Annotated in this window: 16 protein-coding genes and 1 pseudogene; 8 read left to right on the top strand and 9 right to left on the bottom strand. The window is 38.2% G+C overall.

What is annotated here, in order from left to right; all coding sequences use genetic code 11:
- The coding region (locus tag DNK84_RS11240) for a BCCT family transporter (protein ID WP_208123311.1) at positions 1-891 on the top strand (891 nt) is incomplete at its 5' end.
- Between the two features lie 13 nt (positions 892-904).
- Here DNK84_RS11240 and DNK84_RS11235 read toward each other — a convergent pair.
- From DNK84_RS11235 to DNK84_RS11210, 6 genes are all read right to left on the bottom strand, one after another.
- A complete protein-coding gene (locus DNK84_RS11235) occupies positions 905-1,420 on the bottom strand; it encodes a hypothetical protein (RefSeq protein ID WP_119344599.1) in 516 nt (171 codons plus the stop codon).
- A gap of 12 nt (positions 1,421-1,432) precedes the next feature.
- The gene (gene msrA, locus DNK84_RS11230) at positions 1,433-1,933 is read right to left on the bottom strand and encodes a peptide-methionine (S)-S-oxide reductase MsrA (protein WP_119344598.1); all 501 of its coding nucleotides are present in this window, start codon (positions 1,931-1,933) and stop codon (positions 1,433-1,435) included.
- Positions 1,930-3,042, bottom strand: coding sequence for a 5-(carboxyamino)imidazole ribonucleotide synthase (locus DNK84_RS11225; protein WP_119344597.1), 1,113 nt, complete (start codon positions 3,040-3,042; stop codon positions 1,930-1,932). The genes msrA and DNK84_RS11225 overlap by 4 nt, the downstream gene beginning before the upstream one ends.
- Positions 3,039-5,102, bottom strand: coding sequence for an NAD-dependent DNA ligase LigA (ligA, locus tag DNK84_RS11220; RefSeq protein ID WP_235826891.1), 2,064 nt, complete (start codon positions 5,100-5,102; stop codon positions 3,039-3,041). The genes DNK84_RS11225 and ligA overlap by 4 nt, the downstream gene beginning before the upstream one ends.
- A 71-nt stretch (positions 5,103-5,173) precedes the next feature.
- Positions 5,174-7,357 (bottom strand): AMP-binding protein, encoded by a 2,184-nt coding sequence (locus DNK84_RS11215; protein ID WP_119344596.1) that lies wholly within the window; start codon positions 7,355-7,357, stop codon positions 5,174-5,176.
- A 189-nt stretch (positions 7,358-7,546) separates the two neighbouring features.
- The gene (locus tag DNK84_RS11210; protein WP_119344595.1) at positions 7,547-8,938 is read right to left on the bottom strand and encodes a S8/S53 family peptidase; all 1,392 of its coding nucleotides are present in this window, start codon (positions 8,936-8,938) and stop codon (positions 7,547-7,549) included.
- 449 nt (positions 8,939-9,387) lie between these two features.
- Here DNK84_RS11210 and rpiA point away from each other — a divergent pair, with 449 nt between their 5' ends.
- The 6 genes from rpiA (at position 9,388) to DNK84_RS11180 (ending at position 15,167) form a co-directional block, all read left to right on the top strand.
- Entirely contained in the window at positions 9,388-10,071 is a 684-nt protein-coding gene (rpiA, locus tag DNK84_RS11205; RefSeq protein ID WP_119344594.1) for a ribose-5-phosphate isomerase RpiA, read from the top strand.
- Between the two features lie 3 nt (positions 10,072-10,074).
- Positions 10,075-10,812 carry a 16S rRNA (uracil(1498)-N(3))-methyltransferase gene (locus tag DNK84_RS11200; RefSeq protein ID WP_119344593.1) on the top strand — a complete coding sequence of 246 codons (738 nt, stop codon included), beginning with the start codon at positions 10,075-10,077 and terminating at the stop codon, positions 10,810-10,812.
- Positions 10,813-10,865: 53 nt separating this feature from the next.
- Entirely contained in the window at positions 10,866-11,909 is a 1,044-nt protein-coding gene (gene purM / locus DNK84_RS11195) for a phosphoribosylformylglycinamidine cyclo-ligase (protein WP_119344592.1), read from the top strand.
- The gene (gene purN / locus DNK84_RS11190) at positions 11,902-12,477 is read left to right on the top strand and encodes a phosphoribosylglycinamide formyltransferase (protein ID WP_162902403.1); all 576 of its coding nucleotides are present in this window, start codon (positions 11,902-11,904) and stop codon (positions 12,475-12,477) included. Before purM ends, purN begins: the two co-directional genes overlap by 8 nt.
- Positions 12,478-12,730: 253 nt before the next feature.
- Entirely contained in the window at positions 12,731-14,203 is a 1,473-nt protein-coding gene (locus tag DNK84_RS11185; RefSeq protein WP_119344590.1) for an oligopeptide:H+ symporter, read from the top strand.
- 112 nt (positions 14,204-14,315) lie between these two features.
- Entirely contained in the window at positions 14,316-15,167 is an 852-nt protein-coding gene (locus tag DNK84_RS11180) for a mechanosensitive ion channel family protein (protein WP_119344589.1), read from the top strand.
- A 13-nt stretch (positions 15,168-15,180) separates the two neighbouring features.
- Here DNK84_RS11180 and infA read toward each other — a convergent pair whose 3' ends face one another.
- The 3 genes from infA to DNK84_RS11165 all read right to left on the bottom strand — a co-directional run bounded on the left by infA (position 15,181) and on the right by DNK84_RS11165 (position 17,242).
- A complete protein-coding gene (gene infA, locus DNK84_RS11175) occupies positions 15,181-15,399 on the bottom strand; it encodes a translation initiation factor IF-1 (protein ID WP_119344588.1) in 219 nt (72 codons plus the stop codon).
- 215 nt (positions 15,400-15,614) lie between these two features.
- Positions 15,615-16,571, bottom strand: coding sequence for a thioredoxin-disulfide reductase (trxB, locus tag DNK84_RS11170; RefSeq protein ID WP_119344587.1), 957 nt, complete (start codon positions 16,569-16,571; stop codon positions 15,615-15,617).
- A gap of 77 nt (positions 16,572-16,648) precedes the next feature.
- The gene (locus DNK84_RS11165) at positions 16,649-17,242 is read right to left on the bottom strand and encodes a UPF0149 family protein (protein ID WP_119344586.1); all 594 of its coding nucleotides are present in this window, start codon (positions 17,240-17,242) and stop codon (positions 16,649-16,651) included.
- 260 nt (positions 17,243-17,502) lie between these two features.
- Here DNK84_RS11165 and DNK84_RS11160 point away from each other — a divergent pair.
- Positions 17,503-17,844 (top strand): annotated as a pseudogene (locus tag DNK84_RS11160) (rhodanese-like domain-containing protein); the annotation flags it as partial.
- Positions 17,845-17,860: the final 16 nt, after the last annotated feature.

The following is a 17,860-nucleotide window of genomic DNA, read 5'->3' as shown; positions in this document are numbered from 1 at the left end:
TATTTTGTGCGCTTCCCTAACCTTGTTATCAATGGCAGCGCACAAGCGCTACTAGATGCATCACAGCATAATATACCAGTTGCATTATTTGAGTTTTTACAACACTTTCCTTTGTCTTCAGTTACTTCAATTATTGGCGTTGTGCTTGTTGTTACCTTCTTTGTTACTTCATCAGACTCAGGCTCACTGGTGATTGATATTATTGCCAGTGGCGGTGCCAAAGAACCTGTTCTTTGGCATCGGGTTTTCTGGGCATTATTAGAAGGCTTTTTGGCAATCTCTCTTTTATATTCAGGTGGATTATCTGCCTTACAAACTGCAAGTATTGCCAGTGCTTTTCCACTGGTGATTATTTTGTTTTTCATCTGTATTGCACTGGTAAAAGCGCTTCGTGAAGATTACCTAAAGCTTTCAAGTATTCAAACACACACCACAAGTGTGCAATACACACAAGCTAGCACAAGCTGGCAAAAGCGCCTTGATAGTCTATTAGAGAAACCTGATAAAGCACAAGCTATTGCATTTTTAAAGCAAACAGTAAGACCCGCACTCCACGAAGTCAGCACAAAGCTTAAAGATGATGGCATTAACATTCATTGCCAACTTAACCCTGAGAGCATACGACTGGTGATTCCAAAGCTTGATATGCATGATTTTGTCTATAGCGTTCATTTACGCGCTTATCTTTTAGCTGATACTGAAGAAAAAAACATTGATGAAGCAGATGAGAAAAATCACTATTATCGCGCTGAAGTCTTTCTAGAGCATGGTAGCCAGCAATACGATATTATGGGCTACACACAAGAGCAGGTTATTGCTGATGTCATCACACAATATGAAAAGTACTTATATTATTTGCATATCTCTACGGCAGATAAAACACTTGCCTGATTCGCTATGCTGATCAATCAGCCATATTCAAACGCGTATTAAATTCGAAAAAGCTTATTAAGGCAATTTCTTCCAAAACATCTTCACAATCTTGATTATAATAGTCTTCAAGCTTTTTAAGCACGCTTGCATAATGCGCTTCTGAGTAAGCTAAGTTACGAATTTCAAGCTTTTCCATCAAATCAATATAGGTCTGTAATCGAATCAATGCTTCATCAGCACAGGCTGTAGCAAAAAAAACAGGGGCATCGTCATCATCGATATCACCTGCAATAATCGTCACAGCATAAAGACTTGTCTGTATTTTATTATTCATTTCATTTTGACTGTGATCTTCACCATCAGGCAAATACTCAGGGTTATCAGTATTTTGTGCCGGTTTTTGTACCACTTGAAAATCGACACTTAATACCCAATCTAAAAGCTCACCTAGCTGATCTGCCAAATCATCGATCATTCGCATTTTTTCAGCCAAAGGATAAGAAAGATCATAATAAGTTTGGATATTCTCGGTAATTTCATTCATCATCGAATATTTTCCTTAAAATCGTTTAACGGGGATATGGCAAGTTGGCGCTTGATTAAGCTTGCTGAAATACTGTTGATGATAGTTTTCTGCCACCCAAAATGTATAGCCTGCTGCATCAATTAGTTTTGTAACAACATCCAACCCTTTTTGTCTAAGTTGATCAATCAACTTTTGTGCAATACATTTTTGCGCTTCATCAAGATAAAAAATAGCGCTTAAATACTGGGTGCCAATATCAACCCCCTGTCCATCAGTCTGGGTTGGGTCATGGATCTCAAAAAATAACTTAGCCAGTTCCATATAGTCGATTTCTTTTGGGTTGAATACAACCTTAACAACCTCTAAATGCCCAGTCTTTCCTGTTTTTACTTCTTCATAACAAGGGGATTGAATATCACCACCCATATAACCCGCTTCTGTACTGATCACACCTGGTTTTTGCGAAAAATAATACTCCACGCCCCAAAAGCATCCACCAGCAAAATAGGCAATTTGCTTGTTTTCATCCATCATTCAACACCCCTTTTAGTCATCTGTTGTAATTGTTGGTAAGTCTCATTTAGGTGCTTCTCAAACACATCGAATTCATCACCAATAATATTAATATGCCCCATTTTACGTCCAGAGCGTAATGTTTTGCCATAACTTTTAGGCTTTACGTACTGATTGGGTTTTAAGTTTACCGGGACATCCTGACCAATCAAATTAATCATCATAATATATTGTGCTGTTGTCACAACAGGCTTAACGCTAAAGCCAGCCACCGCACGCATGTGATTACAAAACTGGCTACAATTAGCACCATCGATACTCCAATGCCCAGAATTATGTACTCTAGGTGCGATTTCATTTGCATAAAGCACATCATCCTTAACAAAGAACTCTATGGTTAACGTCCCCACGTAATCAAAATATTCTAATAGATCTTTAATAATGCGCTGTGCTTCATCTGGTAAGCCTTTGTTGTTCTGTAACACCCGACTTTGACGTAAAATACCCTTATGATGCTGATTGTGGCTTAAAGGATAATAGACAATATTCCCTTTTTGATCACGCGAGGCAATCTGTGAAATTTCATAATCAAAGTCAACAAAGCCCTCTGCGATCAAATCAATACCCGCAAATTGCGCCCATACTTCTTGCAGTTGCGCTTGTTTTTTTACAAGAAACTGCCCCTTGCCGTCATAGCCAAAACGACGCGTTTTAACTATAAATGGAAAGCCAAGTAATTCAGCTGCACTTTGAAGTTCAGCAAAATGCTTAATCGCCAGGTATCGATTGGTTTTAATACCTAAAGAAGTAAACAATTGTTTCTCGCTTAATCGATCTTGCGCTGTCATAAGTGCATCAATAGCTGGGTAAACAGGCACTTTTTGATTAATTTTCCTTAAAAGTGAAACGCATATATTTTCAATTTCATATGTGATCACATCAAAAGATTGGAGCAGCTGACAATATTTTTGTATTTCCGTATCATCACAAATGCCATCTTTATTGACCACAGGCAATGCAAATGTTTCAATCTCAACGGGTAAATCCTCTACGCTTTCAATGAGCATTTGTGCCAATTGGCCTTGACCTAAAATTGCAATTTTATGCTTTTTACCTGATTCTTTTCTCATAAATCAAACTCTTTTAGCATCGTTAGTAAATTAGACTCATCAATTATAAAAACCCCAAGTGCTTGTGCTTTTTGCAGTTTTGAGCCAGCCTTTTCGCCTGCAATAACCATATCTGTTTTTTTAGAGACGCTATTCACACATTTTGCACCAAGGCTTGAGAGTTTTTCTTTTAATTCATCACGTGTGTAATCCACAAAGCTGCCTGTGATTACAACGGTTTTTTGATAAAAAGGATTATCAACATTTATCTCATGCACCTTAGGCTTTTCAGGATTAATAATGTTAACACCGCTTGCTAGAAGCTTATCAATCATCTGCCTATTTTCATGATTTTGCCAGAAATGGATAATATTATATGCCATAACCTCACCGATATCATGAATATCAATCAGTGCGTTATAATCTGCTTTTTGAATGGCTGACAGCGAGCCAAAATTCTCTGCTAATGACTTGGCAGAAACCTCACCAATATCACGAATGCCAATGGCAAATATAAACCGTGCCAGAGAAACGTTTTTACTTTGCTCGATTGCCTGCAATAAGTTTATGGATGACTTTCTACCCATTCTTTCTAGCTGCATTAATACAGGCAAGCTTAAGTGATATAAATCATGGGGAAGTTTTACAATATCTCGTTCAACCAATTGCTCAACAATTTTATCACCCAAACCATCAATATCCATGGCTTTTCGTGAAGCAAAATGTTTGATCCGTTCCTTGGTTTGCCCTTTACAGAACCAATCTCCAGTACAACGCGCAACTGCTTGATCCTTTAACACCTCTATAACTGAATGACATACAGGACAGTGCTTTGGCATTTCAATTTTTTGTGCTACTGTACGATACTGTACTAATGGTCTTACCACCTCTGGAATCACATCACCAGCACGTCGAACGATCACACGGTCGTGGATATAAATATCTTTTCGTTTAATCTCATCCATGTTGTGCAGTGTTGCATTAGAGACCATAACACCACCAACGGCAACTGGCTTTAAGCGCGCTACAGGCGTAATTGCACCGGTTCTGCCAATTTGAAAATCAACATTGACAATTTCAGATTCAACCTCTTCTGCAGGGAACTTATGCGCCAAAGCCCAGCGTGGTGCTCTTGCGATAAAGCCGACTTCATCTTGTAAGGCAATCTCATTGAGTTTGTAGACCAGCCCATCGATATCATAAGATAAATCTGCACGTAAGTGTGCCATTTTTTGATAGTAACCTAACAAACCATCAACACCTTTCACAGTTTCAATCTCATCAGCTATCTGAAAGCCCCAGGCCTTGATCTGCTGCATTAATTCAAACTGTGTTCTTGGTAATATAAAACCTTGATTGGCACCAATCCCATAACCATACATTCTTAACGGTCGTTTTGCCGCAATACGTGAATCTAATTGCCGAATACTTCCAGCCGCAGCATTTCTTGGATTGGCAAATACTTTTTCCTGCCGCTTTTCAGCCCTTTTATTTAACATAAGAAAATCCTGCTTATTGATAATAACTTCACCGCGAATTTCAATATATTCAGGATAATCCCCTTGTAATACCAATGGAACGTTACGAATCGTTCTGACATTTGCAGTGACCTCTTCACCTTGGGCACCATCACCTCGTGTCACAGCATAACTTAACTTTCCTCTTTCATAATGAATACTGATGGCTAAACCATCAAGTTTTGGCTCACATTCAAACAAAAGGTTTTCTTGGCCTGTAAGCTCATATAAACGTTTATAAAAAGCCTTGACTTCCTCTTCGGTAAAACCATTAGATAATGACAACATCGGCACTTTATGATTAATAACATTAAATTTTGACAACACATCTCCACCAACACGTGTTGTCGGTGAATTTGATGTATCTAAATCATGGTGTGTTTTTTCCAGCTCCACAAGCTGTTGATAAAGCGCATCATATTGTGCATCTGAAACAAGTGGGTTATCCAATGTATAATAATAATAATTATAACGATCGATCTTTTGACATAACTTTTGATGGTGTTGATAGATTTCTGGAGATGATGAAGACTGTTTGATGATATCCTGCGCCAACTTCTTCACGGTTGCAGATCACTTTTATATTTAATTAAATAATGCCATTATCATACTAGGCCTTCATAAGCGGGTAAAGCTTAATGTTGTTTTTCTAATAGTGCCAGGGTCTGTTTTTTTGCTGCAGCAAAATCCGTTTTTCCAGAACCAAGCTTTGGAATCTCATCAACCTTAAAGTAGTGTTGTGGCTTTAAGAGGTTATTGATATTAGATGATTTCACTTTTGTTTTTAGCTCATCTGCATCCATGTCCATTGTATAAAGCAGGCTGATCTGCTCGCCTTTTTTACTATCAGGTGTTGCAACTGCTAATACTTCAGTCTCTTCATCGTCCACACCTAATAAGCTGATGATTTCACTTTCAACCACCGACAAACTCACCATTTCACCAGCAAGTTTAGCAAAACGAGAATACCGATCTAAAATCGTTAAATAACCATCTTCATCCAAAGAACCTTTATCACCAGTTTGATACCAACGAATACGATCTCGTTTAAAAATCACTTCATTCGTTTTCTCTGGATCATGCAGATAACCTTTCATAACGTTCACACCGCCAAAGGTGATCATGCCGGCTTCCCCTATTGGCAACTCTTTTTTTGACTCAGGGTCAATAATCATAAAACGCCCACCTGGGACCGCGCTGCCAACAGTACCGATCTTATTATGAATTTTATCTTTTGTATCAGGCTGGTTAACCGAGGCCACCGGCGAAAGTTCAGTCGTCCCATACCCTTCATAAATAACCTTATTAAACTTTTTCTCAAACATTGTTCGAACTTCAGGCAATAATTTTTCAGCACCTGCAACAACAAAATTTAAAGAAGCAAATTGTTCAGATTGTAACTGACGTGAGCGAGAATACATCCGAAAGAAGGTAGATGTCCCACATAAAATCGTTGGTTTATATTTTTCAGCTAAAATACCTAGCATTGCTGCATCTGTTGGATCAGGATGGCAAACCATGAAAACCCCTTCTAAAAGTGGCAGTAATGTTGTTGCTGTCATACCAAAGGCATGGAAAATAGGTAAGATGCTTAAAATAGAATCATTTGATTTTGCCCCTAATATAATCATCGATTGTTTAATATTACCTAAGATATTCTTGTGACTTAACATCACCCCTTTAGGTTTGCCTTCACTGCCACTACTAAACAAAATAGCGGCTGTATGATCGGTAGAAACGCTTTTAACATAGCGCCTAATCAACCCATCAGCACTTGATAGTTTCACCTTTAATAAATATTTGAATAGTGTTAGTTTGCTTAATTGCTGGCGGGCATCCTCCAGTAAAATGATATTGCTTTGACTAAAGACCTCTTCCAAATGGAAACCTTTTTTCTTTAATTGCTCGATAAACCGCCCTGAGGTAATAATTGTCTTGATACCTGACTCATTAATCGCAGCATCAAGCGCTTTTTGTGAAGCGGTATAGTTTAGGTTAACAATGGTTTTTCCTAATACCATCAGACACATCATCGCCATCGAACCACCCACACTCGGCGGCAGGCAAATCCCTACTGTATCTTGTTCACGCAGCTGTGACTCTAGTAACTGTGATAATGCCAAGGTTGCAACCAAGAGTTTTTCTGAACTCAACTCAACCCCTGTTGAATCAGCAATAACCTTTTTGCCTTTTCTTGCTTTTGCCTGTTTAACCCACACTTCAGGAATACTTGGCATCAAGGCAATATAGCGATCCCAGGCATAAATATTTTTCACACCTAACAGATCACTAAGCGCCTTGTCATCAAGATCAATACCAATTGCTTCAAAAAAGCTTAAGTGCAACCACTGAGGCACATTTTTACCTGAGGTATATTTAATGCACTCAAAACCACAAACTTGCATGGGAATAATTTCATTATTCAGTTTTATAGCTTCTTTATAAAGACTTTGGTGAACTAATAAAATACCCTCATTAGACCATGATGGCAAAAACTCCTGTGATAATATTTCAATCCCAGCACGCTGTAGTAAATAATTCAAATAACGGCTTAATGGTTTTTTACATTCCATTATCACCGTGACTTTTTGCTTGGCTATTTGTCTTAACAATACCGCTAAAAAAAGGTTGATTTTGTTGCTGATCACCACGGCGGGTTTGAACATAGGGATGTAATTTACATGATAAAAATTACACATATAACGCTGACGCTCTTTTATTTGCATTGCAAAAATAAGCGTTCTTGTTGGCCACAAAAAAAGTGACCCTATGATTAAAAATACAATTACTAGAATTAAAATGGTAAATAAAAGTGTCATATTACCAACCCTGTCATGATTTTCACTGCCTTCTCATACGAAAAATAGTATAGTAAAAAAACTGCCATGAAATGTCTAATCATTTATTTTGATTCAACACGGGAGGTAATATTAGATGAAAAGCACATAAGCCAGGATTTATCGGTTTAGCAAACACACCTAAATTTGTTGCCTAGTATACAAAAACCTTTAGCTTCTAAATACATCAAGGCCATATGGTGTGCCCAGACCTGTGGCTGTATCATAACCTTTTTTTGCATTACCAGGTGCACCAGGGTTATGCCCTTGAGTCACATCATATAAACCATCGTAGGTGCCTGGAGCAAAATAATGAGCGTAAATGTTATTTAATACTGCCTTTGTATTTTTAAACAGACCAGACCTATTTATCATTGCTGCCAGCGCTGGTGCTGAGGCACTTGTACCACCGATATCAATCTCATTGCCATTTAGAAATATGGCAACACCTGATGCAGGGTCCGCATCAAACGATATATCAGGGGTAGCTCGACCAGAATAGCCCAAGCCTTTTTGATATTCTGGTGGCGAAGAGTTAGGAATCACGCCTCCATTACCTCCTTCATTAGCAGAAGTGTACCATAGTGATTGAGGTGCCGGTTGTGTAGAATCATCTGCAAGAATTTTTGTCCCACCGGCTGCAATAACATGACTAAACTGCGCGATTGTATCGATGGTTAAACCACCATCATCTCCAGTAGCTGCAGTAACCACGACATTTGAATTATTTTTATCTAAAATAGTTGCCAGCTCAGATTTTGGTTCACCATTAGCAAAAACACTAAATGAAAGCTCTCCACCACCCTTACTTTGCACAAGCTGAATTGCTTGAATTACTGCATTGTCAAAGTTTTTATAAAAATTGGGCAAATCATTTCCGACAACAACGACGTATAACTGTGCCAAAGGAGATATAGCGTGAGCAACTTGCGTGTCCAGGTTAGCTTCTGATACCAATGAGGTATAAACTGAACTATTAACCATTGGCGGGTTAGGATAGTCCACTGCCGAAACCAGTCCTTTGGCTGTGCTATAGTAAGTTGTTAAATTGGCTTTTGACAGATTAAAGGTATTTGAATATTCTTCCAAATCACTCTCTACTGGCGCTGCCCACTCAACAAAGGCAATAACCCCGTGGGAAGAGTCACTGTCCTTATTGATACCATACTCAGTGTACAATTGTTGAGGAGACTGATATGTTAGCTGCGCCCTATCTGCTAAAATACCTATTGTACTTTGATTCTTATATGACGTAGTCTGCCCTTGTGGCATAACACCGCCTATAATATAGTTTGTCTTTAACTTTGAAATATCTAGATTGCTACTATCGTGATTATTTGTTATATAGTCAGACTGTAACAACGCATTAACAAATTTTTTCTGAGTTGGCTCACCATAAACTGAGTTAGTTGATGTTGTAGAAGGAATAAAAGTGCCCTCTTTTGAATAATGCCCAGGAATTTTACTATTCCCAATTGTTAAATATTGTACACCAGCATAGACATTCGTCATCATAACAGACAGTACCATTGCTGACAGCCAAGTAATTTTCTTTTTAATCATAATAACTCCAGCTTTTTATTCACGACGTTAATTTAAACTTTTCAACTGACACATAGTCAATTATTACACATACAGGCGGAGCATTATGATGATTATTCTTCGCCTGATCGAATATTCTATAGGGTAGTCTGAGCACTTGGAAATAGAAGAATATGCTGCTTTTTTCTATAGCAATTGGCAAACCCTCTCAAAAAGCCAATACCACACTAAAAGCTCAAGTCACTATACACTTTTATTGTTACCGACACTTTATCAGTCTACTTTTCATCCTATTTTTGATATGAGCAGCCCACTCCCGCAGTATAGTGATTAATAGCATGAACACACAAAACAACCCTTTTAACATGCCTGATTCTTGAGAAAAGCCATGTATAACCATTGTTTTTCCTAAGAATTCTGCCACAATAAAGCACAATAAAAGCACATTGTTTTATTGAAAGGTTATCGTAATGTTTTTTCATAAAAAAGAAATACAAAATCAACAACAGCTAAAGCAGCAGGTTGCACAAGCAGCGCTTGATTATATCAAACCAGGCATGGTCGTTGGTATTGGCACAGGCTCCACGGTTAATTGTTTTATTGATGCGCTCGCACAGATTAAACATAAGGTCGAATTAACCGTTTCAAGCTCTGATGAAAGCACAAAGCGCTTAAAAGAACACGGCTTTGAAGTGGTTGATCTTAACTACCCTAACAAAGTCGATATTTATATTGATGGTGCCGATGAAGCCAACAAACACCGAGAGTTAATTAAAGGCGGTGGTGGCGCATTAACACGTGAAAAAATATGCCGTGTTTCCAGTGAAAAGTTTGTTTGCATTATCGATGAAAGTAAACTTGTTACGCGTCTTGGCAGCTTCCCTTTACCTGTGGAAATCATCCCCATGGCAAGAAGCTATGTTGCCAAAGCACTTGTAGCGCTTGGTGGTCAGCCAATATATCGAGAAGGTTTTACTACTGATAATGGTAATATTATCTTAGATGTTCATAATCTTGAAATTGACAACCCATTGCAGCTAGAAAGAGAACTAAATCAAATCACAGGTATTGTCTGCAATGGTCTTTTTGCCGTCCATGCTGCGGATGTGATGCTTATTGCTAAAAATGACGGTGATATTGAAATTATTAAATAAACAATGAGAATTTCACGACTTTATTGCCAAAGCATCAATACTATTGATACTGAGATTACTTTGCCTGGAGAGCTTAGCCATTATTTAATCCGTGTATTACGGCTTAAAAAAGGACATAACGTTATTTTTTTTAACAACGAAGATGGCTTGGAATATTTTGCTGAGATTATTACAGCCGACCCAAAGGCCGCTGTAATAGTTGCCAAAACATCACAGGTAAAGCAAAATGAATCTAATATTGACATCCATTTATTCCAGGCTTTATCCAAAGGCGACAAGCTTGAGCTTGTCATCCAAAAAGCAACTGAGCTTGGTGTTAAATCGATCACCCCTATCCTATCTACACATGTTGACTATAAACTCACTGCAGAAAAGCAGGAAAAAAAGCAATTCCATTGGCAGAAAATTGCGATAAGTGCCGCAGAACAAAGTGGGCGTGTCTTTGTACCCAAGGTTCACCAAATTGCTTTACTGGATCAAGCATTAGCAGAAAACTGTGACTTAAAACTCATTTTACACCCTAAAGCACATACCAATATTAAAACACTTAAACAACAATATCCAAATGCCCGGCGTTTTCATATATTTATTGGCCCTGAAGGTGGATTAAGCCAAAAGGAAGTTGACGCAGCGCTTAATCATCATGCAATAGATCTGCAACTTGGTGCCAGAATCTTGCGCACAGAAACAGCACCCTTAGCAATTTGTGCGATTCTACAGACACTTTGGGGAGACTTTTAGTTTTTTTTATTTTATAATCAGCGCCACAACCCCTTATCATGTAGTTAAATCATATGTCAAAGACAACAATTCGCTATAGTGATGCCGGTGTTAGTATTGAGGCTGGCAACCGCTTGGTCGATAATATAAAACCATTAGCAAAATCAACCACAAGAGCTGAAGTTTTGACTGGATTAGGCGGCTTTGGTGCCTTGTTTGAGTTACCCTTGCATCGTTATAAAAATCCGGTACTGGTTTCAGGCACTGATGGTGTTGGTACAAAATTAAAACTGGCCTTTGACATGAATCGCCATAACAGCATTGGCATTGATTTGGTCGCAATGTGTGTCAATGATTTGATTGTTGGCGGTGCCGAACCACTATTTTTCTTAGATTATTATGCCACAGGGAAGCTTAGTGTAGAAAAGGCAACAAAAGTAATCGAAGGCATTGCCGATGGCTGTAAACAGTCAGGTTGTGCCTTAGTTGGTGGTGAGACAGCGGAGATGCCTGGCATGTATCATAATGATGAATATGATCTTGCTGGATTTTGTGTTGGTATTGTTGAAAAATCAAATATAATCACAGGTGAAAAAGTTGCCGCAGGCGATACTTTAATTGCCATTGGTTCATCAGGAATTCATTCCAATGGCTATTCACTGGTAAGAAAGATCCTTGAAACACACAATACTAAGCTTAACACGCCATTTAATGGCACAACATTAGGTGAAACACTATTAACGCCAACAAAAATTTATGTTAAAACAATCTTAAGTTTATTAGATACTTTTGACATCCATGCGATAAGTCACATTACAGGCGGTGGGTTTACGGAAAATATCCCTCGGGTTTTACCTCAGTCAAAACAAGCCGTTATCAACCTTGCCAGCTGGCAATTTCCAGAGATTTTCCAATGGCTTCAGCGCCAAGGAAATATTCCCCAAGATGAAATGCTTAAGACCTTCAACTGTGGTGCTGGCATGATTCTTGCTGTTAATCCAGCACAAAAGCAAAGTATACTTAATGCACTTGAAAACTTAGGTGAAAATGCCTGGGAGATCGGCTTTATTGATAACCGTGAGCATGGTCAACCCGCAATCCGGTATTGCCATGACTAAAACGAAACACCTTGTTGTTTTATGCTCAGGGGTTGGTTCAACCTTGCAAGCAATGATTGATCAATTACATAACCAAAATACCAGCATTCGCATTAATGCTGTCATTTGTGATAAAAACTGCCAGGCAATGACCCGTGGGATTACAGCAAATATTCCAAGTTTTTTCCTCCCCAAACGCCCTTCTATGTCAAAAAAGGACTACGATAACCAGCTAAGTCAGTGTATTGATACCTTTCAACCTGACTTCATTATTTTATCTGGTTTTATGCGCATCCTATCAGAAGACTTTGTTAACAAGTATCCCAAAAAAATCATTAATATCCATCCGTCACTGCTGCCAAAGTTTAAAGGCTTACATACCCACCAGCGTGTAATAATGGCTAACGAAAAAAAGCATGGCACTACGGTACATTATGTTGATCAAACGCTTGATGGTGGTGAAATTATTGCACAACGTTGTGTTGATATTAATCCAAGCGATACTGCCGAAACATTACAAATGAAAATTAAACAAATTGAGTATCAATTTTACCCTGAAATTATTCAAAAGCTTTGTAAAGCAATATAATCCTCAAAATTTTCACGTATATTTACTACCTTGAAGATGCGATACGGTCCATTTTTTGTGCATATTCTGTATACCTTAGTAAAAACATGTAAATAAACTAAAAAACCATTTGCATCAAACACAAAACTTCTTTATAAATATTTGAGTGCATCTGCTTATATTGAAAATTTACAATGCTATTTAAGATTAAAAAGAGCGCATAATTATATAGGCATTTATACAAAAAAGCTTAAACAATTAGGGGAGAATAATTATGTCAACTGACACGTTATCGCGTGGTCTGCCAAAACCATTTTGGGTTATCTGGGGCGTTGAGCTTTGGGAGCGATTTGGCTACTATGCAACACAAGCTATCCTGGCACTTTACTTTGTCGATCAACTTGGATTCAGCCAAGAGATCAGCATTTACACATTTGGATCCTTTTCTGCCTTTGTCTATGGTTTTATCTGGGTTGGGGGCTATATTGGTGACAACTACCTTGGTGCTAAACGAACTGTTGCTTTAGGTGCGATCATCTTATTTTTATCCTACCTGGCACTTGCATTATCAACGCCAACGACTGTTTTTTACGCCCTGGGTGGGATTATTGTTGGTAATGCTTTATTTAAAGCAAACCCTTCATCCTTGATTTCAAAGCTTTACCAAAAAGGTGACCCAGCATTAGATGGTGCGATGACACTTTATTACATGGCAATTAATCTTGGCTCTTTTGTTTCAATGTTAATTGCACCAATCGCCGCTCAAGCTTATGGCTGGACCGCCGCCTTCTGGATCAGTGCTTTTGGTTTGTTATTAGGTCTTGGGAACTATTTTATCTTCTATAAATTACTCAGTGGGATCAGCACCAAGGCAGGGAAAAATCCAATGTTATTTGGTCGCTTATTAACCGTTATCATCGCTTCAATTGTTAGTGTGATTATCTTTGGAAAATTGCTGCCACATACCAGTATATGCTATACCATTGTTTATATTGTTGTTGCTGGTGGTTTTTTATATTTCTTAAAAACCGCATTCTCCCTTAAAGGCCATGAGCGAATCCGAATGCTAATTGCTTTTTTGCTTATTTTAGAGGGTATTGTGTTCTTCGTTTTATATAACCAGATGCCAACTTCACTTACCTTTTTTGCACTGCATAACATTGATAGTAACGTATTTGGCTGGACAATTCCTGCAGCATCCTACCAGGTATTAAATCCGCTTGTCATCATTGCTGCATCCCCTATTTTAGCTTGGATTTATAAAAAAGCGCCTGGCACGCATGCAACAAAGTTCTGCTTTGGCATGACATTATGTGGTCTTGCGTTTTTGGTCTTATTTTTACCAAGATTTACCGCAACTAATGGTCTTGCTTCTCCTTGGTGGATGGTGTTGACATATACCTTACAATCAACCGGTGAGCTGCTTGTTTCAGGCTTAGGTGTTGCAATGGTTGCTGAGCTTTGCCCAAGCGCTATTTCAGGTTTTGTCATGGGCATTTGGTTTCTAACTTCTATGCTTGCCGGACCCATTGGCGCCTTTGTTGGAAATCTCACTTCACCGCCAAGTGGTGTTACAATGACAACCATGGAAAGCCTATACACCTACACAGGTGTGTTTGCCGAGATTGGTTTAGTTACCCTGGGTATTGCAGTATTGATGTGGCTATCAAGACCTTTTTTAAACAAATATATCAACCAGGAAGACACGCATACGCCTGATCATCAAATCAATGAAGTAATTGAGTAATATTCTAGCTTCACACATCCCTAAACAGCAACTTCTTTGCTGTAAAATAACGCAGCATTATCGATAAGTAATATATAATAAAAACATTATCTTTTGCTTTAGGGAACAAACAATGCAATTTAGCTTTGATACGATCTATCAGTACTGTCAATGGTTTTTAATGACGGCACTTGAACATTTACCACAAGTGATTACTGCGCTGTTAATTCTTGCAATTGGCTGGCCTGTTGCAAAAATTATTAAAAACACCGTATCAAAGTTTCTACTTAAGACACGTCTAGATAGTGCCGTTTGTATGTTCCTGGCACAAATCCTGTATATCCTTTTAATCATTTTTGTCGTTTTAATGGCCTTAAGCAAACTGGGCATTCCAACCACACCGATTACAGGTGCACTTGTTGCCGTATTAGTCGGGATTGGCATGTCGCTTCGCTCATCGGTTAATCTGTTAACCTCCGGCATTATTATTGTCTCAAGCCATCCTTTTAGAATTGGGGAATTTGTCGATATTGGCGGCACAATGGGTACTGTTGAAAAAATTGATTTCATCTTTTGTACACTGCGAACAACCGATGGCCGCGAGGTAAAAGTACCTAATAATATTGTGACCTCTCGTGTTCTTACCAATTACTCTAATAATGAATTCCGACGCAATGATTTTGTCATTGGCATTGGTTATGACAGTGACCTTAAAAAGGCCAAAGAAATTTTACAAATGCTTATTGATAACAATGAATGCATTATAAAAATAGAAGATAAAATGCCAATTATTAGAGTTGATGAACTTGCTGATAGTAGTGTAAATATCTTAGTGCGCTACTGGACTAAACGCGCTGATTTCTTAGAGACTAAATGGTATTTAAATGAAAGTGCAAAACTTGCATTTGATGAAAATAATATTGAAATCCCCTTCCCACAAAGAACAATTCACGTTGAAAACGATGCACCAATGCAGGTAAATTAGAAATAAAATATAGCTATTTATTACGGAATTTAATACGCCCTTTCGTCAAATCATAAGGCGTCATCTCGACAGTGACCTTATCGCCTGTAAGTATACGGATATAGTTTTTACGCATCTTCCCGGAAATATGTGCTGTCACCGTGTGACCATTTTCAAGTTCAACACGAAACATCGTATTCGGTAGTGTCTCAATAACCGTACCTTCCAACTCAATACAATCTTCTTTTGCCATTCTGTCCTCTATAAAAACTTTATTAACTTTAAAATATTTATTTTCTTATAAGTTAAATTTTAGCCAAATTTACTTATTTTGCAAAAGCATGCTCCCTAAGCAAACACCCATATACACTTTGTAAGCGAGTATTGGCAGCATGCTTTCAATTTTGCGCTCAAATCATGCCCTATTTTAAGAAAATATTCAACTTCTAACTGAAAATAAATGATGAATTATTGTAAATTATCCAGATATTTCTCTGCATCAAGTGCAGCCATACATCCAGTACCTGCTGAGGTTACCGCTTGTTTATAAACATGGTCTATCACATCACCTGCTGCAAAAACACCAGGAATATTCGTGGCAGTTGCATTCCCCTGCAAACCGGATTTTACCTTGATATAGCCATTTTCCATCGCCAGCTGATCCGTAAAGATCTGTGTGTTTGGAGAGTGCCCAATCGCAATAAAAACACCATCAATCGGCGCATCCGTTATCTCACCTGTTTGCACATTTTTAATCCTGACACCTGTCACACCACTATCATCACCGACAACCTCGTCTAATACATGAAACCATTTAGCAGAGATGTTGCCATCTTTACACTTTTGATTGAACTGATCAATAAGAATTTTCTCAGCGCGCAGTTGATCACGGCGATGTACCAGTGTCACTGTTTTGGCAATATTGGATAAATAAAGCGCCTCTTCAACGGCTGTATTACCACCCCCAACAACAATAACATCTTTGCCTTTATAAAAGAAACCATCACAAGTGGCACAGGCTGAAACACCCTTGCCCATAAATTGCTCTTCTGATGGAAGTCCCAAATACTTTGCGGTTGCACCTGTTGCAATAATTAAAGCATCACAAGTATAGCTGCCTGCTTCACCTGTTAAAGTAAATGGACGATTCTGTAAATCAACCTGATTGATATGGTCATAGACCATTTGTGTATTAAAGCGCTCTGCCTGCTGCTGCAGTTTTTCCATCAATTCAGGCCCCTGGATACCCTTTTCCTCTCCAGGCCAGTTATCTACATCAGTGGTTGTTGTTAATTGACCACCTGGCACCATACCGGTAATAATCACCGGATTTAAGTTGGCTCTTGCCGCATAAATTGCTGCTGTATATCCAGCTGGACCTGAACCTAATATTATAAGTTTGTGATGATTTTCTTTTGCCACCATTTACTCCTGACATACAATAAAACTAACTGCTGGCATTGTAAAAGGAAAAGCGCTAATTGTGTAGAAGTAAAATAAGATTATTTGATTTCCGGGTTGCTTTGATTTAACGCATGCAATTGTATAACAAGGTCTGTCAGCTTTGGTAACGCTTTGTTTCTCTCTTCAAGTTTTAAATGATCAAAATTCAACATATCATCAAATGCTAAAATTTTATCGATCACTTTTTCAATCTGCTGATTCAAGACCCAATAGGTTTCAAAATATTCAATTCCGCGTTCAAAGCCATCCAGCCACAAATCAACCTGAGGAATAGCATTGCCACTATCAAGTGTATAATATACTAAAGGTTCAAAGTTTGTTAAATCCTGGGAGAACTGTCTTTTTAGCATCTGATAATACCGGTTTACCAGTGTAAGAAGTCGCTCTTTTTCTTCATCATTTTTAAAAACAGGGATTTCATCATCACGCCAAAGCCCAACAAGCCATTGTTGATAAGGAATCTCGCGCGGCGCTAATAATACAGAAGTCAAATAACCATCTAACATTGACACGGCAAAAACATGTTCTTCATCTTCAGGGTTTTTCGGCGGTTCTGGGTAGATAGATAATAACAGATCATCCAAATCGTTGACTTCTTGTATCGTTAATTTAGCTGCTTTGTCCAAAGACATGCCAAGCTCCAATAAAAAAACACGGTATAGCTACCAGTTTATCGGCCTTTAGTGAAAATTCCTAGCGGAATAAATGAAAAGTCATAAAACTTCATTAACAAAAGCATTGCAATGCATCTTTTTTTTCGTCATTCTATTGACTAGCGAAATCTATACTTGTGTAATACTTGTAAACCAGCTTGCAAGCGTTAACTACCGGATAATTTAAATTATGCATTTGAAACCAAAATCATATGTAGAACAACAAAAGGATATCAACCATGCAACATAATCCCGCTTTCTTAGCATTAGTTAACAATGCCAAAAAACAGATTAAAGAGTGTGACGTATTTCATATCAAAGAAATGCTTGACCATGATACATTAGATGGTTTATTAATTGATGTCAGAGAAGAATCCGAGTATGCCCGATCCCATATTCCAGGAGCAATACACCTAAGCCGTGGTGTTATTGAAGTCAAAATTGAGAACCTTATCCCTAATAAAGACCAAAAGATGTATTTATACTGTGGCGGTGGCTTTCGATCTGCCTTAAGTGCAGATAATTTACAAAAAATGGGCTACCATAATGTCATCTCAGTTGATGGCGGTTTTCGTCATTGGGTTGGCAATGACTTTG

This window comes from Facilibium subflavum (assembly GCF_003574485.1).
GTDB classification, from domain to species: domain Bacteria; phylum Pseudomonadota; class Gammaproteobacteria; order Francisellales; family Francisellaceae; genus Facilibium; species Facilibium subflavum.
Note: the sequence above shows the minus strand (reverse complement) of the source record. Positions and strands in the feature narration are given on the sequence as shown.